The following is a 21,979-nucleotide window of genomic DNA, read 5'->3' as shown; positions in this document are numbered from 1 at the left end:
GCCATTCCACCTGAGGACCGACTCTATTTGGAACGGCCACACCCTGCGGCTTAAATCCACACAGGAGAACAGCCCGCTATATGTCGATATTCTCGGCCTGCAGTGCATTTTCCTCGATGAACTCACGCCTGGGTTCCACCTGATCGCCCATTAGTGTCGTGAAAATCGCATCGGCAGCCACGGCATCCTCGATACGCACCTGCAGCATGCGGCGCGTATCCGGATTCATGGTCGTCTCCCACAGCTGCTCGGCGTTCATTTCACCGAGACCCTTGTACCGCTGGACGGACAATCCGCGTTTACCCTCCTCGGCCAGCCAGTCCATGACTTCCGCAAAACTCGACACGTCCCGGCGCCGTTCGCCGCGCTGGACGTAGGCACCCGCCTCAAGAAAACCATCAAGGCTTTGCGCAAGCCCACTGATGAGTTCGAACTCCGCGGAAAAAAAGAAACTGAACGGCAGATCCTTAACCATATCCATGCCGTGCTGCCGCCGGACGATGCGAACCTGCTCCAACTCGGCATCGACCACGACGGACAGGGAAGCCGCTTCAAGACTCCTGTTGGCCATTTCGACCAATTTTCCGAACCAGGCCGTCAGCATCATTGCGTCACCCAGATCACCCGGCGCCGGAAGGAAGCGCATGGCGGAAAGAATTTCTTCGGGGTAGCGCCGGGCCAGACGTCTGATCGTCGCCTGCACCAACTGATAGCGTTTCGCCAGATCCTCGAATGCCTTGCCGCTCAACGCCGGTGCATCCGTGCTGATATGCAGTTCGGCCGAATCAAGTGCGCTTTGCAGCAGATAGGCGGCCAGCTCGGCCTCATCCTTGACGTACTGCTCCTGCTTACCGCGTTTGACCTTGTATAGCGGCGGCTGCGCGATATAGACGTGGCCGCGCTCGACCAATTCCCGCATTTGCCGGTAAAAGAACGTCAGCAAAAGCGTCCGAATGTGAGACCCGTCGACATCGGCGTCGGTCATGATGATGATGCGGTGGTAGCGCAACTTGTCCGGATCGTATTCGTCGCGGCCGATCCCGCACCCTAGGGCGGTAATCAGAGTACCAACCTCGGCGGAACTCAGCATCTTGTCGAAGCGCGCCTTTTCGACGTTCAAAATCTTGCCCTTGAGCGGCAGAATCGCCTGAGCCCTGCGGTCGCGGCCCTGCTTGGCGGAACCGCCGGCGGAATCGCCCTCGACGAGGAACAGCTCTGAATGGGCAGGATCTCGTTCCTGACAGTCCGCCAGCTTACCCGGCAAACCGGCGATATCCAGCGCACCTTTGCGACGCGTCATCTCGCGCGCCTTGCGCGCAGCCTCACGGGCTCGCGCCGCGTCCACGATTTTGCCGACAATCGCCTTGGCTTCGTTCGGATTTTCCAGCAGAAATGCCTGGAAGTACTCGGACATTGCCGACTCGACGATACCCTTCACCTCGGAGGAGACCAGCTTTTCCTTGGTCTGCGAGGAAAATTTAGGATCCGGCACCTTGACCGAAATCACTGCCGTCAGACCCTCGCGGGCATCGTCACCGCTGAGAGCCACTTTCTGCTTCTTGAGGATTCCTTCGCTATCGAGGTACTGATTAAGACTGCGCGTCAGCGCCGCGCGAAATCCGGCTAGATGAGTGCCGCCGTCACGCTGCGGAATGTTGTTGGTGTAGCAGAAAATCGTCTCCTGATACGTATCATTCCACTGCAGGGCAACCTCGACACCGACTTCGTCACGCTCGGTCATGAAATAGACCGTGGTCGGGTGAGTGGCCGTCTTATTAACGTTCAAGTGGTCGACAAAGGCCTTGATGCCGCCCTCGTATTCGTAGACGTCGGTTTTCTCGCTACGTTCATCGTACAGCTCGATTCGAACACCTGAATTCAGGAAGGACAACTCGCGTAGTCGCTTCGCCAGAATATCGTAGTGATACTCGGTATCGGAGAAGATATCACGGCTCGGCTTGAATACAACGGTGGTTCCGGTGCGATCGGTCGCATCGAGGCGCTCCAATGGAGTGACGGGTTCCCCCATCCGATATGTCTGCTTGTGTACGTGACCTTCGCGGTAGATCGTCAGCTCCAGCCACTCCGACAATGCATTGACCACGGATACGCCAACGCCGTGCAACCCGCCGGAGACCTTATACGAGTTATCGTCGAACTTGCCGCCCGCATGCAGGACCGTCATGATGACTTCTGCAGCCGAACGACCTTCTTCCGGATGAATATCGACAGGGATTCCTCGCCCATCATCCTGGACCTTGATGGACCCGTCGGCCTGGATCGTAACCCGGACGGCCTTGCAGTATCCTGCAAGCGCTTCGTCGATCGAATTATCGACGACTTCGAACACCAAGTGATGCAAACCGGTTCCGTCATCGGTATCTCCGATGTACATACCGGGACGCTTGCGTACGGCCTCAAGACCGCGGAGTACCTTGATGTTCGATGAGTCGTACGTATTCTGGGGGAGGTCTGACATGAGATTCCTCTTGATTGACCGATCGATTATACCAGTTCGCTCAATCGACCATGTTCCACGTGAAACATCCGGTGTTCCGGGATCATCTGCGCGTTCAAATCCTTCGGCGAAAGCGCCGTCACGAAACACTGCCGCTGACGCTCCACCAATGTCGTAAGCAGCACTTCCCGGGCCTCTGCATCCAACTCGGACGGTAGATCATCGACCAGCATGAGCACGTCCCGATCCGTGGCGAGTTCAAAAGCCAGAACCTGGGAAAGCAATAACGCAGCAGCAGCGCGTTTGAGTTGCCCGCGGGAAAACATTCTGGCCACCCGCTCTTCGTCGGACTTGACGATCAGATCCGCACGCTGCGGGCCAGCCAGAGAATGCCCGACGCGGCGCGCCTGCTCCCGTTCCGAAACGAGAACCTCGGCCAAGGTCCGGTCTTCGCTCCAGCCCCTGCGATACTCCAATTCCCACTGCGAATCGCTGGGCCACAACGAGTTCATATGCCGCAAGCTGGTGCACAACCCGTCGATATAGTTCTTACGCAACGCATCAATCTGTTCGGAAGCAAGACAGAACTCGGCCTCAATGCCGGACAACACGCGTACGTCGGCTCTCTGCTTCAGCGCTGCGTTGCGCTGACTTAGAACTCTGCGAAATCGACTCCAAGCAGAGAAAAAACGGGAATCCTGATAGAAACAGCCCCAATCTATGAAAGCCCTCCGGTGGGCAGGGCTGCCGCTGAGTAATCGATGAGAGTCTGGGTGAAGAATCTGCACCGGCAGGCGCATGGCAAGTTCGGCTGCGCTACTGACGTTTCGGCCATCGATACGGCAAAGCGTCTGCCCCTTGCTACGTGCGATACCGAGCCTCGTCGTCTGCACAGCCCCACGTTCGCTTACTTTCCCCCGCACCCAAGCCTCGCCGCTACCCGAGCGTACCGCTTCGTCCAACCGCGTAGTGCGAAAAGTGCGTCCCAAGGAGAGTATGTATATCGCTTCCAGCAGGCTAGTCTTGCCGGCCGCATTGCCGCCGACAACGATATTCAATCCTTTCCCGGGGGAGATCGAGAAGGAACTAAGATTACGTAGATTCTCTCCGGCAAGTTCCAGCAGCATCAGTTGGATGTCTCATGCCCGGCACGGCGCGATTACACAGCGTTTCAAGGCCATTCCGGCGCCTTACCGAAAATCATGTCAGGCATCGGGCATAAGGCGGCGAACTACCCCAACGCATGTCATGGACAGAAAAATCTCTAGAGTCTCATGGGCATGATGACGTACGAAGCTCCCGGTTCGGCCGGATCAGAGATCAACACGCTGCTTGAAGAATCCCTGAACTCGAGCTGGAGATTTTCACCGGAAACCGTATTGATCACATCCAACAGATAGGTGAGGTTGAAACCGATATCCATTTCCTCGCCGGAATAGTCGATTTCGAGCTCTACCTCGGCTTCTTCCTGCTCCGGGTTATGCGCCTCGATGCGCATAAGATTCGGCGCCAAGCCAAGCCGAATGCCGCGATACTTTTCGTTGGACAGAATCGAAGCCCGTTGCAAGGCCTGTCGCAACACTTCGCGCGTAATCATAACGGCCTTGTCGTTACCGCTGGGTATGACCCTTTGGTAGTCGGGGAACCGACCATCGATCAGCTTCGAGGTGAACCTCAAACCGTCAAAGGTGAGTTCTATGTTGTTCGCCCCGAGTCGCACCGTCACTTCGCCTTCCTCATCCGAAATAAGGCGGCTCAGTTCGGTAACGGCTTTACGCGGAACGATCACCGAGTATTCCCCACTACCGAGAGCAGCTGCCAGACGTGCGGTTGCCAGACGATGTCCATCAGTCGCAACCGTCGTGACATGCTCGGCAGTTACTTCAAGCAACAAACCATTTAGGTAGTAGCGCACGTCCTGTTGCGCCATTGCGAATGCCGTATGGCTCAACAGACCTTTGAGCTGCGCTTTCGGCAAGCTGAACTCCGCCTGACTGACAAAGGTGTCCAGTGCCGGATAATCCTGTGCGGGCAGAGTCGTCAAAGTGAATCGACTACGCCCGGAACGAACTAGCGCTCGTTCGCTTTCAGCCGTGAGTTCGATTTCAGCACCTTCCGGCAAACTCCGACAGATATCGAACAGCTTCCGCGCAGGAACGGTCAGCGATGAATCCATGTCGATGCTGTCGGGAGTACAACTCGAAACCAGCTCGATTTCCAGATCCGTAGTCGTTAGCCAGAGCTTTCCGGCCTCGGACCGCAGCAGCACGTTGCCCAGAATAGCCATGGTCTGACGGCGTTCGACCGCACCCACCGTTTGCTGCAACGGTTTGAACAGTTCTTCTCGTTGAATGGTGAAACGCATATGCAGATGCCCCGTACTACTGTTAATGGTTTAAGAAAAAAGAAAATGATGATAATAGAGTTCGATCTTATTTGTGGATAACCATTTAAAAGTTTTGAATTTCAATTTGTTACAGATGATTTTCCGGTGTGTTACTACCCGTTCCAGGATGTCTGCAGCTTGTGGATAAACTGTCCATCAATTTCGGGTACGAATTTGTTTCACCTGCCCCGAACATCTTATCCACAGCTTGCGCGACTTTAATCACAACTCCTTGAAGACCGTCTTTCTCAGCTCGTCAGAAGACGAACCAGGTTGGTGTAGTCCTCTTCCATACGTACGTCAGCTTCCCGCAACTCCTTGATTTTTTTGCATGCATGCAAGACCGTCGTATGGTCACGACCACCGAAGGCGTCTCCGATCTCGGGCAGGCTGTGGTTGGTAAACTCCTTGGATAGGAACATCGCGAGCTGACGTGGGCGGGTAATGGAACGACTGCGTCGGCTGGATAGTAGGTCGGCAACGCGGATCTTGTAGTACTGCGCTACCGTTTTCTGGATATTGTCCAGCGTTACCAGCTTGTCCTGCAGAGCCAGCAGATCGCGGAGCGCCTCCTTCGTAAAGTCGAGCGTGATCGCACGTCCACTGAATTGCGCGCTGGCAATGATTCGGCGTAGTGCGCCTTCCAGTTCTCGTACGTTGGACCGAATACGCTTGGCGACGAAAAAGGCTACGTCGCTGGGCAGGATGATGCCTGCGGCTTCCGCTTTGCTTTGGAGTATGGCGACACGCGTCTCCAGCTCCGGGGGTTCGATAGCGACCGTCAGACCCCAACCGAAACGCGACTTCAGGCGATCCTCTAGTCCGTCCACTTCCTTCGGATAGCGGTCGCAGGACAGGATGATCTGCTGCTGGCCCTCGAGCAGCGCATTGAAGGTATGGAAGAACTCTTCCTGGGAACGGTCCTTGTTGGCGAAGAACTGGATATCGTCGATCAGCAGCGCGTCCACCGAACGGTAGTAACGTTTGAAGTCTGCGATAGAGTTGTGCTGAAGGGCTTTGATCATGTCTGCAACGAAGCGTTCGGAGTGCAGGTAGATCACTCGGGCATTCGGGCGTGCGGCAAGGATGGAGTTGCCGACGGCATACATGAGATGGGTCTTGCCCAGGCCTACCCCGCCGTAAATGAACAAGGGGTTGTACGCGTGGCCGGGATTTTCGGCGACCTGCATCGAGGCCGCGCGAGCGAGCTGGTTCGACTTGCCTTCGACGAAATTATCGAAGGTGAAACTGCGGTTGATGTTGTGCTGCTGCTCTCGGGGCGGACTGACGTTTTGCGTCGGGCTGCGCTGCGCAGCGGGTCCGGCGGCAGGTCGGGGCCTAGAGGAATTCTGGGTACCCACCTCAAGGCGTACGTGCACGCCGGGTGTCGGCGCTAGTTCCTCCACCAGGCCGGCGATTTGCGCCATGAAGTGTTCGCGTACCCAATCGAGTACGAATCGGTTGGGCGCAAGCAGCTTGAGGTTGCGGCCATCCTCAACCGCCTGCAGCGGTCGAATCCAGGTATTGATCTGCTGTTCGGAAAGCTCCCCCTGGAGCCGCGCGACACAGGTTTGCCAGAGTGCGCTGCCGTCCAATGCTGTCCCCAAGAGGCTTTGATGATTTCGATGGAAAACGAAGATATGACAATGGCCGAAAGCCAATGCCGGAGCTGCTAAAGTGTATACGCAGCGCAGCGTCCATACCAGAGAAGCACTGCGGTCGGTATGCGCTGGCGAGGCATGAATTTGCGGCCCAACCTTGACATTGCGCCGGCTTGAACGTAACTTTCGCGCTCTTTTTGTGTGTGCCGGAACCCCAGCGGGTTTCGTCGACGGGAACCAGCATCATGAAGCGAACCTTTCAGCCCAGCAATCTCCACCGCAAGCGCACGCACGGTTTCCGTGCACGCATGAGCACCAAGGGTGGCCGAGCCGTTCTTGCCTCGCGTCGCAGCAAGGGCCGCGCGCGCCTGACGCCCTGAGCAGCATCTGGTGACTACGGCACAGTCCTTTCCGCGCTGTGTCCGTCTGACCGAGGGCCGGGATTACCGCAAAGTCTACGCCCACGCACGGCGCAGCGGCGACCGTATATTCACTGTCGCCTGGGCGACGGGCGATGCCGGTTGTGCCCGTCTGGGGCTGGCCATCTCACGTAAGTGCGCCCGCAGTTCGGTGGCTCGCCAGCGCATCAAGCGGATCGTGCGCGAGAGTTTTCGCCATGTTCGCGCTTCGCTGCCGCCGGTCGACATCGTCGTCAGCTGCCGCCCCGGCACCGCCCGCCAAGCCAATCAGGAGCTGCGCGACTCGCTGGAACGCCACTGGAGCAGGCTGAGCCGATGATCCGCGGTGTTCTGGTCATGCTCATCAAGGGCTATCGGCTTTTCCTCAGCCCTTATCTCGGACAGAATTGCCGTTACGAACCGAGTTGTTCGGCCTACGCCGTGGAAGCGCTGCAGCGCCACGGCGTTTTGCGTGGCGGCTGGATGGCGGTGAAACGCGTTTCCCGCTGTCATCCCTGGCACGAAGGCGGCTACGATCCGGTACCGCCCACCTCCGATTCCAACGCTTCCAAAACCTCGAGTCGCCGCGATGGATAATCTCCGCCCCATGCTTTACGTATCCCTGTTCTTCGTCCTGTTCCTGATCTGGCAGGCGTGGCAGCAGGATCACCGTCCGAAGCCGCAGCCTCAGGTGGCGGAGCAGTCGACCCAGTCGCAGGCCCAGCAGGACATCCCTTCCGCACCGACCGCCGCCGCGTCAGCCGGTTCGACCGCAAACGCCGCTGCGGCGGCGCCGAGCGAATCGGCCAAGCCGGCCGCAGCCGGACAGATCGTGCGCGTGAAGACCGACGTCCTCGAACTGAACATCGACACCCGCGGTGCCGGCATCATGCAGGCGCAGCTACCGACCTACCCGGTTGCGGTCAACAAACCGCATGATCCCTATCGGCTGATGTACGACGACTCCAAGGCGGTGTTCGTCGCCCAGTCGGGACTGCTGGCCGTCAAGAATTCCGGCGGTGCCGAGACGGCGCCGAACCACTATGCGCTCTACAGCGCCGCCAAGAGTGACTACACCATGGCGGCCGGCGCCAAAACGCTGAGTGTGCCGTTCACCTGGATCGGCCCCAACGGGATCAAGATCACCAAGACCTACGTGTTCCACCGCGGCAGCTTCGTGGTGGACGTGAACTACAAGATCGATAACGCTGGCAGCACGGATTGGGCCGGTAGTGTCTACGCGCAGATCAAGCGCAGCCCTTCGGCGCACGGCTATAACCTGCTCGATGCGCATTCGCATTCCTATGTCGGCGGCGCCTACTACGACGGCAGCTACCAGAAGACCGCATTCGACGGCATGGCCAAGGATCCGCTGAACAAGGACGTCAGCAACGGCTGGGTTGCGATGGTCGAGCACTATTTCCTGGTGGCCTGGATTCCGCCGCGGGGTGCTTCCTATCAGATCTATACTCGCGCCGTACAGGGTCAGACCGGCCAGCAGTACCTGATCGGGTTCCGTTCGCCCCTGCTCAAGGTGGCGCCAGGTAAGAGCACTACGCTGGATACGCGTATGTGGATCGGGCCGGAGCTGCAGGATCATCTCGCGCAGGTCGCGCCCGGCCTCGACCTGACCACCGGCTATGGCATCTTCACCTTCATCGCCAAGCCCTTGTTCTGGCTGCTCAGCAAGATCCACGGTTTCATCGGTAACTGGGGCTGGTCGATCATCATATTGACCATGCTGATCAAGCTGGTCTTCTACAAGCTTTCCGAAACCAGCTATCGCTCCATGGCGCGGATGCGTTCCCTGCAGCCGAAAATGGCCTCGCTGAAGGAACGCTTCGGCGACGACCGCCAGCGTCTGAGCCAGGCGACCATGGAGCTGTACAAGAAGGAGAAGGTCAATCCGCTGGGCGGCTGTCTGCCCATGGTGGTGCAGATCCCGGTGTTCATCGCGCTGTACTGGGTCCTGCTGGAGAGCGTCGAGTTGCGTCAGGCGCCGTTCATGTTCTGGATCCACGATCTGTCTTCCAAGGATCCGTACTACGTGCTGCCGGTCCTGATGGGCATCACCATGTTCCTGCAGCAGCGCCTCAATCCGGCGCCGCTCGATCCTTTGCAGCAGAAGGTCATGGCGATCCTGCCGCTCGCCTTCACCGTCTTTTTCGCCTTCTTCCCGTCCGGTCTGGTGCTGTACTGGCTGACCAACAACCTGCTGTCCATCGCGCAGCAATGGGTCATTACCAGGCGTATCCAGAAGGCCGCGGAAGCAACCTGAGCCGCAGCGGCGGCGGGATGCAGACCCGTCGGGAGATCGAGGCATGACTGCCGACGCCATGCGCGCCGAAGCCGGCGGCGACACCATCGCCGCCGTTGCCACACCGCCAGGCCGTGGCGCCATCGGCGTGATCCGGTTGTCTGGCCGGGGGGCCTTCGCCATCGCCAAAGCCCTGGCCGGCGCTTTGCCCGAGCCGCGTTGCGCCGGGCTGCGCCAGCTGCGCGATGCTGCAGGAGATGTGATCGACGAGGCGCTGGTGATCACGTTCCCCGGCCCCGCCTCCTTTACCGGTGAAGATGTGGTCGAACTACAGGGTCACGGCGGACCTGCCGTGCTCGCACTGGCGATGGAGCGCGTGCTGCAGCTCGGTGCTCGCCCCGCCCGGCCGGGCGAGTTCAGCGAGCGCGCATTCGTCAACGGCCGCATGGATCTGGCGCAGGCCGAGGCGGTTGCCGACCTGATCGCGGCGGCCAGCCGGCGTGCGGCGCAAAGCGCGGTGCGCAGCCTGCGCGGTGAGTTTTCACGCCGCGTGGAATCGCTGGTCGATCAACTCACGCAGCTGCGCGCCCACCTCGAGGCCGATTTCGACTTTTCCGACGATGATCTCGATCCGTTCGAAGGGCGCCAGCTTGTTGCGGGGCTGGAGCGCGTCGCCGCGAATCTGGCCGAGGTGTTGGCGGCCGCGCGTCAGGGTGAGCGACTGAACAGCGGTTACACGGTGGTGCTGGCGGGCGCGCCAAATGTGGGCAAGTCGAGCCTGCTCAATCGTCTGGCCGACAACGAAATAGCCATCGTCACGCCGATTCCCGGCACCACGCGCGATCTGCTGCGTGCCGACATAGAACTCGACGGTCTGGCAGTGGAGATTCTGGATACGGCCGGCTTGCGGGATACCGACGATCCCGTCGAGCGTGAAGGCGTGCGCCGCGCGCTGGCCGCCATCGCCGGGGCGGATCTGCTGGTACGGGTGTACGATGATGCTTACCCGGAACAGGTCGCGGAATTGCCGGACGGCGCGCTGGCGGAGGAAATTCCGAATCTGGCGATCTACAACAAGGTGGACCTCAGCGGTGGGCGGGCCGGTGAGCGTGACTCCGGAGTCTACGGCGTTTCGGCGCTGAACGGCGCCGGCATTGACGAGCTGCGCGCTGCACTGACGGCGGCGCTCGGTTATCATCCCGGCGCGGAAAGTCCGTTCCTGGCCCGAGAGCGACATGTTGCCGCGCTGGCCTCGGCGCAGCGCAGCGTTGCTGCAGCGATGGAGCTGGCGACGGCGGGGGAAGGTGCCGAACTGGTTGCCGAAGAGCTGCGCGCGGCGCAGAACCTGCTTGGAGAAATCACCGGCCGCGTGACCAGCGACGACCTGCTGGGAGTGATCTTCTCGACCTTCTGCATCGGCAAGTGAAGCGCAAGAGTTTCTAGTGATGATCGAACGTTTCGATGTGATCGTGGTGGGCGGCGGACACGCCGGTACCGAAGCGGCGTTGGCGGCGGCGCGTGCGGGCGCGCGTACGCTGCTGCTGACCCACAATATGGAAACCATCGGCCAGATGAGCTGCAATCCCGCCATCGGCGGCATCGGCAAGGGCCATCTGGTGCGCGAAATCGACGCTCTGGGCGGCGTCATGGCGCGGGCGGCGGATCGTGCGGCGATCCATCTGCGCACGCTCAACGCCCGCAAGGGTCCGGCGGTTCGCGCTACGCGCGCCCAGGCCGACCGTGCCCTGTACAAGGCGGCGATTCGCGAATTTGTCGAGACCCAGCGCAGATTGAGCGTGTTCCAGCAGGCGGTCGACGATCTGATGGTCGAGGGCGGACGCGTCACCGGCGTGGTCACGCAGATGAGTCTGCGTTTCGAGGCGCCGGCCGTGGTGCTGACCACCGGCACCTTCCTCGCCGGCAAGATCCACATCGGTCAGACGCAGAGTGCCGGCGGCCGTGCCGGTGACGCGCCTGCGCAGCGCCTGGCTGAGCGCCTGCGCGAACTCATGCCGCGCGTCGGCCGCCTGAAGACGGGCACGCCGCCGCGTATCGACGGGCGCAGCATTGATTACTCCGTGCTGGCCGTGCAGCCGGGCGACACGCCGCGTCCGGTGTTCTCCTTTCTAGGGAGCGTGGACGACCATCCTCGCCAGGTCCCCTGCCACATCACGCGCACCAATCCGCGCACCCACGAAATCATCGCCGCCGCGCTCGACCGCTCGCCGCTCTACACCGGTCAGATCGAGGGGGTAGGGCCGCGCTACTGTCCGTCCATCGAAGACAAGATCGTGCGTTTTGCCGACAAGGACTCGCATCAGATCTTCGTAGAGCCCGAAGGACTGCGCACCACCGAGATCTATCCCAACGGCATTTCCACCAGCCTGCCCTTCGACGTCCAGCAGGCTGTGGTCCGTTCCATCCGCGGTTTCGAGAACGCGCACATCACCCGTCCCGGCTACGCCATCGAATACGATTTCTTCGATCCGCGCGATCTGCTCCCCAGTCTGGAGACGCGAGCCCTGGGCGGCCTGTTCCTCGCCGGCCAGATCAACGGCACCACCGGCTACGAGGAAGCGGCCGCGCAGGGCCTGCTGGCCGGCATCAATGCCGCCCGCCAGGTGCGCGGCACTGCCCCCTGGACGCCCGGCCGCGAGGAAGCCTATCTCGGCGTGCTGGTCGACGATCTGATCACGCGCGGGACCCAGGAGCCCTACCGCATGTTCACCAGTCGGGCCGAGTACCGCCTACTGCTGCGCGAGGACAACGCCGACCTGCGCCTCACGCCGGTCGGGCGCGAACTCGGCGTGGTGGACGATGTTCGCTGGTCCGCCTTCGAGACCAAACGCGAGGCCGTCGAGCGGGAGCAGACGCGCTGCGCCGCTACGCTGATCAGGCCGGACGCGTGCGGTCACCCTTCGCTGCGGGAACGCCTTGGTCAGCCTCCGGCGGAGCCGGTACGGGTAGTCGAATTGCTGCGCCGCCCGGGCCTGAGACTGGATGATCTGGAGCAGGCCGGTGTGTATACGCCGCACACCGCCGACCGCGCGGTGCGCGAGCAGGTCGAGGTGCAGGCCAAGTACGCCGGCTACATCGCCCGCCAGCATGACGAGATCGAACGTCGCCGCGGACACGAGGACATGGAAATTCCTGCCGACGTCGACTTCGTGGAGGTCGACGGCCTGTCGTACGAAGTGCGCCAGATACTCGGCGCACATCGTCCTTCGACCCTGGGCCAGGCCGCGCGTATCGCTGGCGTTACCCCGGCTGCGGTGTCGCTGTTGCTGGTTCATCTGCGCAAACGGCGGATGTTGCCCCGTTCGGCATGAGTGCGGCGACAGCACAGGAACGCCTCGATGCCGGTATGAGAGTGCTCGGCCTGGAACCGGCGGCCGATACGGTGGACAAGCTGCTCGCGTACCGCGATCTGCTCGCGCGTTGGAACCGGGTGCACAACTTGACCGCGATCCGTGATCCCGAGGCGATGCTGGCGCATCATCTGCTCGACAGTCTCGCGGTCAATCCGTATCTGAGCGGCGAGCGCGTACTCGACGTGGGTAGCGGAGCGGGCCTGCCCGGCATTCCCCTGGCGGTGGCGAATCCGCAGCGTCGCTTCGTGCTTCTCGACGCCAGCTCCAAGCGCGTGCGTTTCCTGCGCCAGGCCGTGGTTGCCTTGGGTCTGGGCAACGTGGAGGCGGTACATGAGCGCATCGAGCGCTACCGGCCCGTGGCCCCCTTTGCTACAGTGACCAGCCGCGCGTTTGCCTCGCTGGCCGATTTCGCCCAGGCTGCATGCGAATTGTTGGCCGATGACGGTCACATGCTGGCAATGAAGGGGCGGTATCCGGACGAGGAACTGCAGGCTCTGCCTTTCGGCATCCGCCTGCATGCGGTATACGAGTTGAATGTGCCCGGCCTGGATGCGCAGCGGCATCTGATCGATCTGGTGCGAGAACGAGAATAGGGATTCACCATCTGCAGGCCCTGTGAGATAGAGGCGGTTCTGCAACTATCATTGGAATGTTACGGGCCGGAAACACATGACCAGGATCATCGCACTCGCGAATCAGAAAGGCGGGGTCGGCAAGACCACTACCAGCGTCAATCTGGCCGCTTCGCTGGCCGCGACCAAGCGGCGCGTGCTGCTGGTGGACATGGACCCGCAGGGCAACGCCACCATGGGCAGCGGACTGGACAAGCACGAACTGGAGAGTTCGGTGCTCGACGTGCTGCTCGGCGAAGAGAGTGCGGCCGACGTGATCCAGCGCGCCGAACAGGCCGGCTACGACATGCTGCCGGCCAATGGCGACCTGACCTTGGCGGAAGTGCGGCTGATGCAAACCGACCGGCGCGAGTACCGGCTGCGCGAGGCGCTGGCGCCGGTAGCCGACCACTACGACTATATACTGATCGATTGCCCGCCCTCGCTGAACATGCTGACGGTGAACGCGCTGGTCGCCGCGCGCGGCGTGGTGATTCCGATCCAGTGCGAGTACTACGCGCTGGAGGGGCTGACCGCGTTGATGCGCACCATCGAGCGTATCAAGGACGGCACCAACCCCGATCTGGAGATAGAAGGTCTGCTGCGCACCATGTTCGATCCGCGCAACAATCTCGCCAACGACGTTTCACGCCAGCTTACCGAGCATTTCGGCGATCGCGTCTATCGAACCATCATTCCGCGCAACGTGCGCCTGGCCGAAGCACCGAGCTACGGCATCCCGGTGCTGCATTACGAGCGCAATTCCAGCGGCGCCCTGGCCTACCTCGCCCTGGCCGGCGAGGTACTGCGCCGGGATGAGCAGGCCGCAGGGAGGCATTGACAGCGATGGCACGTAAGAGTGGATTGGGTACCCGCGGCCTGGACGAACTGCTGACGGCGCAGCGCAAGGCACATGAGGAGCCTCGCGCCGAAGAACTGCGCCGGGTGCCGGTCGAGCAGATTAGCCGTGGCCGCTACCAGCCGCGCCTGAACATCCGCAGCGACGAACTGCAGGAACTGGCCGACTCGATCCGCGCGCAGGGCGTCATTCAGCCGGTGGTGCTGCGCCGCGTCGACGGCGGCGGCTACGAACTGATCGCCGGCGAGCGCCGCTGGCGCGCCGCGCAGCTGGCCGGCCTGCACGAAGTGCCTGCGGTGGTCCGCGAGATTCCGGATCAGGCGGCGGCTGCCATGTCGCTGATCGAGAACATCCAGCGCGAGGACCTGAATCCGCTCGAGGAGGCCGGTGCCCTGGCCCGGCTGATCGACGAGTTCGGCCTGACCCACCAGCAGGTCGCGGATGCGGTGGGGCGTTCGCGTGCTGCGGTCAGCAATCTGCTGCGCCTGCGCGATCTGAGCGAGACGCCGAAGCAGCTGCTCGAGCAGGGTGATCTGGAAATGGGGCACGCGCGTGCGCTGCTCAGCCTGGCAGCGGAGGATCAGGCCACGCTGGCGCGCAGGATCGTCAGCGAGGGTCTGAACGTGCGCCAGACCGAGCGCCTGATCAAGAATTGGGACAAGCCCCGCCCCGCCCCCGCCCCGGTATCGCCGGATATCCGACGCGTCGAAACGGAGCTGTCAGAACGCCTGGGTGCGCGGGTGAAGCTCGAGGCCAAGCCCAAGGGAAAGGGGAGATTGGTCATCCAATACAACAGCTTGGACGAACTGGACGGAATTCTCGAGCACATCAAATAGTGCTCGGGTTTGGTTGACGATACCCCCTCGACTATCTATACTCGCCGCGGGCTCGGCAGGGGGTAGAGGCCCGCATCAAACCCGGTTCAGGCAAATGCGCAAAGCGATTTTTTCGTTACAAGCCGGGTTGGTGCTGGTAGGGGTTGGAGTCACCTTCTTCCTGGCAGGACAAGCCGGTGGAGTGGCCGCAGCCTACGGCGGCTTAGTCGCTCTGGCCAATACCTGGATGCTCGGGCGTCGGGTGCAGCGCGCGGGTCATGCGGTTGCGGATAATGCGCAATACGGCATGATCACCTTGTACATCAGCGCGGTTGCACGCTTCGTTTTCATTCTGGTCGCGCTGGCGGTGGGGATGGGAGTACTGAAACTCGCCCCGCTGCCGTTGGTCGCGACGTTTGTCGGGGCGCAGGCTGCCTTTATGGTGGCGAGTCTGCGAATGAGTAGTCGCTAGCTTGCCCGGAAGACGGCGGGCGCAGGCATGAGGAGCGAAGAACATGAGTGCAGCCGAAACGTCTCAGGCGGTCAGTCCCGTCGAGTACATGCAGCACCATCTGACCGATTGGTGCATCGGTTGCGATTCCGCCACGCACAAGCCGTCCGGCTTGGTCGATTTCCACGCCTTTTTCGTCGATGCCTGGTTGATGGCAGCGATCTGTGCGCTGATCATCGGCTTTGTCGCCTGGCGCGTTGGCCGCAGTCTCGACGCCGATCGCCCCAGTGGTATGCAGAATCTCCTCGAAGCGCTGGTCGAGTTCGTCAACGGCCAGGTGCAGGATGTCTTCACCTCGCGCGCCAATCCGCTGATCGGCCCGCTGGCCCTGACCATCTTCGTCTGGGTCTTCCTGATGAACTTCATCGATCTGATTCCGGTCGACCTCATTCCGCAGATCGTCGGCTGGATCGGTCACACCTTCTTCGGCATGCAGCACGTGTACTTCCGCGCCGTGCCGACCGCCAACCTGGGCGCGCCGTTCGGTCTGGCGCTCACCGTGTTCGCCCTGATCCTGTTCTACAGCGTAAAGATCAAGGGCCCGGTCGGTTACCTGAAGATGTTCCTCTTCCATCCGTTCGGAAAGTATTTCGTGCCGTTCAACATCGTCATGACGCTGATCGAGGAAATCGCGAAACCGCTGAGCCTCGCCCTGCGACTGTTCGGCAACATGTTTGCGGGCGAGCTGGTGTTCATGCTGATCGCTCTTCTGGTATTGGGCCATGCGGATACCCTGAACTGGGGTCTGCTCGGCTGGATGCCGCTGCAGATGCTGGCCGGCCTGGGATGGTCGATCTTCCATATCCTGGTCATCACCCTGCAGGCCTTCATCTTTATGGTTCTGACCATCGTCTACCTCGGTATGGCGCATACGTCGGACCATTAAAGCCACATCTTTAATTTTGCGATTTAGCTAATCAGTTCACTTTTGAGGAGGTCACCATGAATGCCGATATGATTACGATGATCTACGCCTACACCGCCGTCGGCGTGGGTGTGATTCTTGCCGCCGCGGGTCTGGGTTCCGCCATCGGCTGGGGTCTGATCTGCTCCAAGACGCTCGAGGGCATCGCCCGTCAGCCCGAGCTGCGTCCGACCCTGATGACCAACATGTTCATTTTCGCCGGCCTGATGGAGTCCTTCCCCTTCATCATCCTGGCCTTCGCCATGTGGTTCCTGTTCGCGAACCCCTTCATCGGCGCTGCTGGTACTGCCGTCAAGGCCGCCGTTGGCGGTTGATCGCCTGAACCTGAGTCCGCAGACCGAGGGGCTATCGTGAACATAACAGCGACACTATTTGCCCAGATCCTGACGTTTGGCCTGCTCGTGTGGTTCGTCAAGGTCACCTTGTGGGGGCCGATGACGAAGATGCTCGAGGATCGCAAGACGCGTATCGCCGAGGGTCTGGCCGCCGCCGAGCGCGGACGTCATGAGCAGGAGCTGGCCGAGAAGCGTGCCGAAGAGCATTTGCGCGAAGCCAAGCAGCAGGCAGCCGAGATCATCGCCCAGGCGCAGAAGCGGGCTTCCGAGATTGTCGAGGAAGCCAAGACCGAGGCCGAAGCGGAAGGTAGCCGTCTGAAGGCCGCAGCCGAAGCCGAAATCGTCCAGGAAGTGAACCGCGCGCGCGAGCAGCTGCGCGGCCAGGTGGTACAGCTGGCCGTCGTGGGTGCAGGCCGCGTGCTGGAGCGTGAGGTCGACGCCGCCGCGCACGACAAGGCGCTCGAAGACCTGGTGGCCCAGATCTAACCGAAGGTTCGCACATGTCCGAGTACATTACCTTCGCCCGGCCGTATGCCCGGGCGATCTATGACCTCGCCAAGGAAGAAGGACGCATCGCTCAGTGGAGCGGCATGCTCACAGCCGTTGCCGAAGTCACGGCGCTGGAGCAGGTCGAGGCGCTGGATGGCGATCCGCGGGTGAGCGAAGAGGTTATGGCCCAGATCATCATCGATCTGTGCGGCGAAATGCTCGACGGGGAGGGCCGGAATCTGGTCCGTCTGCTGATCGAGAACCGCCGTCTGGCGAGCGTGCCCGACCTGGGCGCCCTGTTCGAGCACTTCCGTGCGCAGGGCGAAGGTGTGGTCGAAGCCGAGGTGATCAGCGCCAAACCGCTGAGCGAAGCGCAGCAGGCCGAGCTGGCCGCTGCGCTCAAACGCAGGCTCGGACGCGAGGTGACACTTCATACGACGCAGGACGACACTCTGATTGCGGGTGTGCTCGTTCGCGCAGGCGATTTGGTAATCGATGGCTCGCTCAAGGGCCGCCTCGGGCAGCTGTCCCGGGCTATGAGCCGTTAAGAGGAATCTACTGATGCAACTCAATCCGACCGAAATCAGCGACCTGATCAAGCAGCGCATCAAGGACTTCGAGGCGGTAGCCGAGGCGCGCACCGAAGGCACCGTGGTCAGCGTGACCGACGGCATCGTGCGTATTCACGGCCTGTCCGACGCGATGGCCGGCGAAATGATCGAACTCCCCGGTGAGACCTACGGCCTGGCGCTCAACCTCGAGCGTGACTCCGTCGGTGTGGTTGTGCTGGGCGACTACAAGCACATCTCCGAGGGCGATTCCGCCAAGTGCACGGGCCGCATCCTCGAGGTGCCGGTCGGACCGCAGCTGCTGGGCCGCGTGGTCAACTCGCTGGGTATCGCGATCGACGGCAAGAGCGCGATCGATGCCGAACTCTCGGCACCGATCGAGAAGATCGCCCCCGGCGTCATCGAGCGCCAGTCGGTCGACCAGCCGGTGCAGACCGGTCTGAAGTCCATCGATTCCATGGTGCCGATCGGCCGCGGCCAGCGTGAGTTGATCATCGGCGACCGCCAGACCGGTAAGACTGCGGTGGCCATCGACACCATCATCAACCAGAAGGGCACCGGCGTTAAGTGCATCTACGTGGCAATCGGCCAGAAGGCCTCCTCCATCGCCAACGTGGTGCGCAAGCTGGAAGAGCACGGCGCGCTGGAACACACCATCATCGTCGCCGCCTCCGCCTCCGAGTCGGCCGCGATGCAGTACATCGCGCCCTACGCCGGCTGCGCCATGGGCGAATACTTCCGTGACCGCGGCGAAGACGCCCTGATCATCTACGACGATCTGACCAAGCAGGCCTGGGCCTACCGCCAGGTGTCGCTGCTGCTGCGCCGTCCGCCGGGCCGCGAAGCCTATCCGGGCGACGTGTTCTACCTGCACTCGCGCCTGCTCGAGCGCGCCGCGCGCGTCAACGCCGACTATGTCGAAAAGTTCACCGAAGGCAAGGTCAAGGGCCAGACCGGTTCGCTTACCGCGCTGCCGATCATCGAGACCCAGGCCGGCGACGTGTCCGCCTTCGTGCCGACCAACGTGATCTCCATCACCGACGGCCAGATCTTCCTCGAGACCGACCTGTTCAACTCCGGTATCCGTCCGGCGATCAACGCGGGCCTGTCGGTGTCGCGTGTGGGTGGTGCGGCGCAGAGCAAGATCATCAAGAAACTCGGCGGCGGTGTGCGTCTGGCGCTCGCCCAGTACCGCGAGCTGGCGGCGTTCTCGCAGTTCGCCTCCGATCTGGACGAATTCACGCGCAAGCAGCTCGAGCGCGGTCAGCGCGTCACCGAGCTGATGAAGCAGAAGCAGTACGCGCCGCTGTCGATTGCCGAAATGGCCTTCTCGCTGTTCGCCGCCAACGAGGGTTTCCTCGACGACGTCGACGTGCACAAGGTCGTTGATTTCGAAGCCGCCCTGCACAGCTACCTGAACTCCGAAAACGCCGATCTGCTCGCGAAGATCAACGAGAAGGGCGATTTCAACGACGAGATCGCGGGCGCGATGAAGACGGCCATCGAGCAGTTCAAAGCCAACAACGTCTGGTAACCCGCCATGGCTGCCGCGAAAGAAATCCGCACCAAGATCAAGAGTATCAAGAATACTCAGAAGATCACCAAGGCCATGGAAATGGTGGCCGCGAGCAAGATGCGCAAGGCACAGGAGCGCATGGAGGCCACGCGTCCGTATGCGGAGAAGATTCGCAACGTGATCGGGCACCTGTCCATGTCGCATCCCGAGTATCGCCATCCCTATCTCGAGGAGCGGGAGACGGTGCGTCGCGTCGGATTCGTGATCATCTCCACCGATCGCGGCCTGTGCGGCGGCTTGAACATCAATCTGTTCAAGAAGGCCCTGGGTTCGCTACGCGAGTGGCAGGAGCGCGGCGCCGAGATCGACCTGTGCGTGATCGGCGCCAAGGGTACGGCGTTCTTCCGCCGTTTCGGCGCGAACATCGCGGCGCAGGCCTCGCATCTGGGCGACCGTCCGCACCTGACCGACATCATCGGTACCGTCGGTGCGATGCTCAAGAGCTACGAGGACGGCGAGATCGACCGGCTCTATCTGATCGAGAACGAGTTCATCAACACGATGGCCCAGCATCCCAAGGTCAGCCAGCTTCTGCCGGTGGAGAAAGTCGAGGACGAAAGCCTCAAGCATCACTGGGACTACATCTACGAGCCCGAAGCCAAGAACGTGCTCGAAGAGCTGCTCAAGCGTTACATCGAGTCGCAGGTCTACCAGGGTGTGGTCGAGAACGTCGCCTGTGAAATGGCCTCGCGTATGGTTGCGATGAAGAGTGCATCGGACAACGCGGGTACGCTGATCGGCGAGCTGCAGCTGGCCTACAACAAGGCCCGCCAGGCTGCGATCACGCAGGAAATTTCCGAAATCGTAGGCGGCGCGGCGGCTGTATAAGCGGGCGCGGTCGGCTTAAAGAATTACGCGTATTTGAGAGGAACAGACCATGAGTTCTGGGAAGATCGTTGAAGTCATCGGCGCGGTGGTGGACGTCGAATTTCCGCGCGACGCCGTGCCGAAGATTTACGATGCCCTGCGCATCGAGGAAGTCGACCTGACCCTGGAAGTTCAGCAGCAGCTGGGCGACGGCGTCGTGCGCACGATCGCCATGGGTGCGTCCGACGGACTCAAGCGCGGCTTGTCGGTGGATAACACCGGGGCGCCTATCTCCGTGCCGGTCGGCAAAGGCACGCTGGGCCGCATCATGAACGTGCTCGGCGAACCCCAGGATCAGCGCGGCGAGGTCGTGACCGAGGAACGCTGGCCGATCCACCGCGATGCGCCGACGTTCGACGAGCAGTCCAGCTCCACCGAGCTGCTGGAAACCGGCATCAAGGTCATCGATCTGCTCTGCCCCTTCGCCAAGGGCGGCAAGGTCGGCCTGTTCGGCGGCGCCGGCGTGGGCAAGACCGTCAACATGCTGGAGCTGATCAACAACATCGCCACCCAGCACTCCGGTCTGTCGGTATTCGCCGGCGTCGGTGAGCGCACCCGCGAAGGCAACGACTTCTATCACGAAATGTCCGAAGCCAAAGTCATCCGCCTGGACAAGCTGGACGAGTCCAAGGTGGCGATGGTCTACGGTCAGATGAACGAGCCGCCCGGCAACCGTCTGCGCGTCGCGTTGACCGGTCTGACCATGGCCGAGTACTTCCGCGACGAAGGCCGCGACGTGCTGATGTTTATCGACAACATCTACCGCTATACGCTGGCCGGCACCGAGGTGTCCGCACTGCTTGGCCGCATGCCGTCGGCGGTGGGCTACCAGCCGACCCTGGCCGAGGAAATGGGCGCACTGCAGGAGCGCATCACCTCCACCCAGACCGGTTCGATCACCTCGATCCAGGCCGTGTACGTGCCCGCGGACGACTTGACCGATCCATCCCCTGCGACCACCTTCGCGCATCTGGACTCGACCGTGACCCTGTCGCGCCAGATCGCCGAGCTGGGCATCTATCCGGCCGTGGATCCGCTGGATTCCACCAGCCGTCAGCTCGACCCGCAGGTCATCGGCAACGAGCATTACGACACCGCCCGCGCGGTGCAGAACGTGCTGCAGCGTTACAAGGAACTCAAGGACATCATCGCCATCCTCGGTATGGACGAGCTGTCCGAGGAAGACAAGCTGATCGTGGCCCGTGCCCGCAAGATCCAGCGTTTCCTGTCGCAGCCGTTCTTCGTGGCCGAGGTGTTCACCGGCGCGCCCGGCAAGTACGTTTCGCTCAAGGACACCATCCAGGGCTTCAAGGCCATCGTGGCCGGCGAGTACGATCACCTTCCCGAGCAGGCTTTCTACATGGTCGGTTCGATCGAGGAAGCCGCCGAAAAGGCCAAGACGCTCAAGTAAGAGCCCGAGGATACGCGGGATATGGCAATGACTATGCATCTGGACATCGTCAGTGCGGAAGAGGAGATTTTCTCCGGCACTGTCCTAGAGGTCTACGCACCGTCCAAGTCGGGTGAGGTCGGCATCTTTCCGCGGCACACGCAGTTGCTCAGCCAGCTGATGGCTGGAGAGGTGCGGGTCAAGCCGGAACATGGCGACATGCTGCACTTCTTCGTCAGCGGCGGCATGCTCGAAGTGCAGCCGCACATGACCACGGTGCTCGCCGACACGGCGATTCGCGCCAAGGATCTCGACGAGGCGCAGGCGCTGGAAGCCAAGCAGCGCGCCGAGGAAGCCATGGGCGAGCGCGAGGCCGAGATGGACTTCGCGCGGGCGCAGGCCGAGCTGATCCAGGCCGAAGCGCAGCTGCGTATGATTCGGAACCTGCGCAGCGGCACGCGTGGCTGAATAATGCTTCCGCAACGCCCGGTCACGGGCGTTGCGCAGGCCCTCTTCCCGCCGCTGCGCGCTGTCGGCAGTGCCCGGCGCATCACCCGCCGC

Annotated in this window: 22 protein-coding genes; 18 read left to right on the top strand and 4 right to left on the bottom strand. The window is 61.7% G+C overall.

Translation table 11 applies throughout. The features are described from left to right. Positions 1-76: 76 nt before the first annotated feature. The 4 genes from gyrB to dnaA form a co-directional block, all read right to left on the bottom strand. Positions 77-2,479 (bottom strand): DNA topoisomerase (ATP-hydrolyzing) subunit B, encoded by a 2,403-nt coding sequence (gyrB, locus tag P8014_RS05425; RefSeq protein WP_337816371.1) that lies wholly within the window; start codon positions 2,477-2,479, stop codon positions 77-79. A gap of 26 nt (positions 2,480-2,505) precedes the next feature. Beyond that, complete coding sequence (recF, locus tag P8014_RS05420; protein WP_337816288.1) at positions 2,506-3,585, bottom strand: DNA replication/repair protein RecF; 1,080 nt, start codon at positions 3,583-3,585, stop codon at positions 2,506-2,508. Positions 3,586-3,722: 137 nt separating this feature from the next. After that, the gene (dnaN, locus tag P8014_RS05415) at positions 3,723-4,823 is read right to left on the bottom strand and encodes a DNA polymerase III subunit beta (RefSeq protein ID WP_337816287.1); all 1,101 of its coding nucleotides are present in this window, start codon (positions 4,821-4,823) and stop codon (positions 3,723-3,725) included. A gap of 269 nt (positions 4,824-5,092) precedes the next feature. Beyond that, a complete protein-coding gene (gene dnaA, locus P8014_RS05410; RefSeq protein WP_337816286.1) occupies positions 5,093-6,439 on the bottom strand; it encodes a chromosomal replication initiator protein DnaA in 1,347 nt (448 codons plus the stop codon). A gap of 248 nt (positions 6,440-6,687) precedes the next feature. Between dnaA and rpmH the strand changes: the two genes are divergently transcribed. The 18 genes from rpmH to P8014_RS05320 all read left to right on the top strand — a co-directional run bounded on the left by rpmH (position 6,688) and on the right by P8014_RS05320 (position 21,886). Then, complete coding sequence (rpmH, locus tag P8014_RS05405) at positions 6,688-6,825, top strand: 50S ribosomal protein L34 (protein ID WP_337816370.1); 138 nt, start codon at positions 6,688-6,690, stop codon at positions 6,823-6,825. Positions 6,826-6,835: 10 nt separating this feature from the next. Beyond that, positions 6,836-7,183 carry a ribonuclease P protein component gene (rnpA, locus tag P8014_RS05400; RefSeq protein WP_337816285.1) on the top strand — a complete coding sequence of 116 codons (348 nt, stop codon included), beginning with the start codon at positions 6,836-6,838 and terminating at the stop codon, positions 7,181-7,183. Then, positions 7,183-7,440 carry a membrane protein insertion efficiency factor YidD gene (yidD, locus tag P8014_RS05395; RefSeq protein WP_337816369.1) on the top strand — a complete coding sequence of 86 codons (258 nt, stop codon included), beginning with the start codon at positions 7,183-7,185 and terminating at the stop codon, positions 7,438-7,440. The genes rnpA and yidD overlap by 1 nt, the downstream gene beginning before the upstream one ends. Beyond that, the gene (gene yidC / locus P8014_RS05390) at positions 7,433-9,121 is read left to right on the top strand and encodes a membrane protein insertase YidC (protein WP_337816284.1); all 1,689 of its coding nucleotides are present in this window, start codon (positions 7,433-7,435) and stop codon (positions 9,119-9,121) included. Before yidD ends, yidC begins: the two co-directional genes overlap by 8 nt. A 43-nt stretch (positions 9,122-9,164) precedes the next feature. Then, positions 9,165-10,526, top strand: coding sequence for a tRNA uridine-5-carboxymethylaminomethyl(34) synthesis GTPase MnmE (gene mnmE, locus P8014_RS05385; protein ID WP_337816283.1), 1,362 nt, complete (start codon positions 9,165-9,167; stop codon positions 10,524-10,526). Between the two features lie 19 nt (positions 10,527-10,545). Continuing rightward, positions 10,546-12,429: a tRNA uridine-5-carboxymethylaminomethyl(34) synthesis enzyme MnmG gene (gene mnmG, locus P8014_RS05380; protein ID WP_337816282.1), complete on the top strand. Its 1,884-nt coding sequence runs from the start codon at positions 10,546-10,548 to the stop codon at positions 12,427-12,429. After that, positions 12,426-13,064, top strand: a complete 639-nt coding sequence (rsmG, locus tag P8014_RS05375) for a 16S rRNA (guanine(527)-N(7))-methyltransferase RsmG (RefSeq protein ID WP_337816281.1) — start codon at positions 12,426-12,428, stop codon at positions 13,062-13,064. The genes mnmG and rsmG overlap by 4 nt, the downstream gene beginning before the upstream one ends. A gap of 76 nt (positions 13,065-13,140) precedes the next feature. Further along, positions 13,141-13,923, top strand: a complete 783-nt coding sequence (locus P8014_RS05370) for a ParA family protein (RefSeq protein ID WP_337816280.1) — start codon at positions 13,141-13,143, stop codon at positions 13,921-13,923. Positions 13,924-13,928: 5 nt separating this feature from the next. Further along, complete coding sequence (locus P8014_RS05365; RefSeq protein WP_337816279.1) at positions 13,929-14,777, top strand: ParB/RepB/Spo0J family partition protein; 849 nt, start codon at positions 13,929-13,931, stop codon at positions 14,775-14,777. 94 nt (positions 14,778-14,871) lie between these two features. Further along, the gene (locus P8014_RS05360; RefSeq protein WP_337816278.1) at positions 14,872-15,228 is read left to right on the top strand and encodes an ATP synthase subunit I; all 357 of its coding nucleotides are present in this window, start codon (positions 14,872-14,874) and stop codon (positions 15,226-15,228) included. A 43-nt stretch (positions 15,229-15,271) separates the two neighbouring features. Next, positions 15,272-16,153 carry a F0F1 ATP synthase subunit A gene (gene atpB / locus P8014_RS05355; RefSeq protein ID WP_337816277.1) on the top strand — a complete coding sequence of 294 codons (882 nt, stop codon included), beginning with the start codon at positions 15,272-15,274 and terminating at the stop codon, positions 16,151-16,153. A 56-nt stretch (positions 16,154-16,209) separates the two neighbouring features. Further along, a complete protein-coding gene (gene atpE / locus P8014_RS05350) occupies positions 16,210-16,506 on the top strand; it encodes a F0F1 ATP synthase subunit C (protein ID WP_337816276.1) in 297 nt (98 codons plus the stop codon). A 36-nt stretch (positions 16,507-16,542) separates the two neighbouring features. After that, positions 16,543-17,013: a F0F1 ATP synthase subunit B gene (locus P8014_RS05345; protein ID WP_337816275.1), complete on the top strand. Its 471-nt coding sequence runs from the start codon at positions 16,543-16,545 to the stop codon at positions 17,011-17,013. Between the two features lie 14 nt (positions 17,014-17,027). Continuing rightward, positions 17,028-17,564 carry a F0F1 ATP synthase subunit delta gene (locus tag P8014_RS05340; protein WP_337816274.1) on the top strand — a complete coding sequence of 179 codons (537 nt, stop codon included), beginning with the start codon at positions 17,028-17,030 and terminating at the stop codon, positions 17,562-17,564. A 13-nt stretch (positions 17,565-17,577) separates the two neighbouring features. Then, positions 17,578-19,119, top strand: a complete 1,542-nt coding sequence (gene atpA, locus P8014_RS05335; protein WP_337816273.1) for a F0F1 ATP synthase subunit alpha — start codon at positions 17,578-17,580, stop codon at positions 19,117-19,119. Between the two features lie 6 nt (positions 19,120-19,125). Continuing rightward, a complete protein-coding gene (atpG, locus tag P8014_RS05330; protein ID WP_337816272.1) occupies positions 19,126-19,989 on the top strand; it encodes a F0F1 ATP synthase subunit gamma in 864 nt (287 codons plus the stop codon). 49 nt (positions 19,990-20,038) lie between these two features. Further along, a complete protein-coding gene (gene atpD, locus P8014_RS05325) occupies positions 20,039-21,439 on the top strand; it encodes a F0F1 ATP synthase subunit beta (RefSeq protein WP_337816271.1) in 1,401 nt (466 codons plus the stop codon). 21 nt (positions 21,440-21,460) lie between these two features. Next, on the top strand, positions 21,461-21,886 hold the full coding sequence (locus tag P8014_RS05320) for a F0F1 ATP synthase subunit epsilon (RefSeq protein WP_337816270.1): 426 nt from the start codon (positions 21,461-21,463) through the stop codon (positions 21,884-21,886). Positions 21,887-21,979 lie beyond the last annotated feature (93 nt).

The organism is Acidihalobacter sp., assembly GCF_037381185.1.
Taxonomy (GTDB): Bacteria; Pseudomonadota; Gammaproteobacteria; order DSM-5130; family Acidihalobacteraceae; genus Acidihalobacter_A.
This window is presented reverse-complemented; position numbering and strand designations above follow the sequence as displayed.

Coding starts and splice junctions, on each gene's coding strand:
- atpB (WP_337816277.1), top strand. CDS start 15,272: ATGAGTGCAGCCGAAACGTCTCAGGCGGTCAGTCCCGTCGAGTACATG.
- atpG (WP_337816272.1), top strand. CDS start 19,126: ATGGCTGCCGCGAAAGAAATCCGCACCAAGATCAAGAGTATCAAGAAT.
- P8014_RS05340 (WP_337816274.1), top strand. CDS start 17,028: ATGTCCGAGTACATTACCTTCGCCCGGCCGTATGCCCGGGCGATCTAT.
- atpA (WP_337816273.1), top strand. CDS start 17,578: ATGCAACTCAATCCGACCGAAATCAGCGACCTGATCAAGCAGCGCATC.
- P8014_RS05320 (WP_337816270.1), top strand. CDS start 21,461: ATGGCAATGACTATGCATCTGGACATCGTCAGTGCGGAAGAGGAGATT.
- mnmE (WP_337816283.1), top strand. CDS start 9,165: ATGACTGCCGACGCCATGCGCGCCGAAGCCGGCGGCGACACCATCGCC.
- P8014_RS05365 (WP_337816279.1), top strand. CDS start 13,929: ATGGCACGTAAGAGTGGATTGGGTACCCGCGGCCTGGACGAACTGCTG.
- P8014_RS05360 (WP_337816278.1), top strand. CDS start 14,872: ATGCGCAAAGCGATTTTTTCGTTACAAGCCGGGTTGGTGCTGGTAGGG.
- atpE (WP_337816276.1), top strand. CDS start 16,210: ATGAATGCCGATATGATTACGATGATCTACGCCTACACCGCCGTCGGC.
- P8014_RS05370 (WP_337816280.1), top strand. CDS start 13,141: ATGACCAGGATCATCGCACTCGCGAATCAGAAAGGCGGGGTCGGCAAG.
- mnmG (WP_337816282.1), top strand. CDS start 10,546: ATGATCGAACGTTTCGATGTGATCGTGGTGGGCGGCGGACACGCCGGT.
- atpD (WP_337816271.1), top strand. CDS start 20,039: ATGAGTTCTGGGAAGATCGTTGAAGTCATCGGCGCGGTGGTGGACGTC.
- gyrB (WP_337816371.1), bottom strand. CDS start 2,479: ATGTCAGACCTCCCCCAGAATACGTACGACTCATCGAACATCAAGGTA.
- rsmG (WP_337816281.1), top strand. CDS start 12,426: ATGAGTGCGGCGACAGCACAGGAACGCCTCGATGCCGGTATGAGAGTG.
- yidC (WP_337816284.1), top strand. CDS start 7,433: ATGGATAATCTCCGCCCCATGCTTTACGTATCCCTGTTCTTCGTCCTG.
- recF (WP_337816288.1), bottom strand. CDS start 3,585: ATGCTGCTGGAACTTGCCGGAGAGAATCTACGTAATCTTAGTTCCTTC.
- dnaN (WP_337816287.1), bottom strand. CDS start 4,823: ATGCGTTTCACCATTCAACGAGAAGAACTGTTCAAACCGTTGCAGCAA.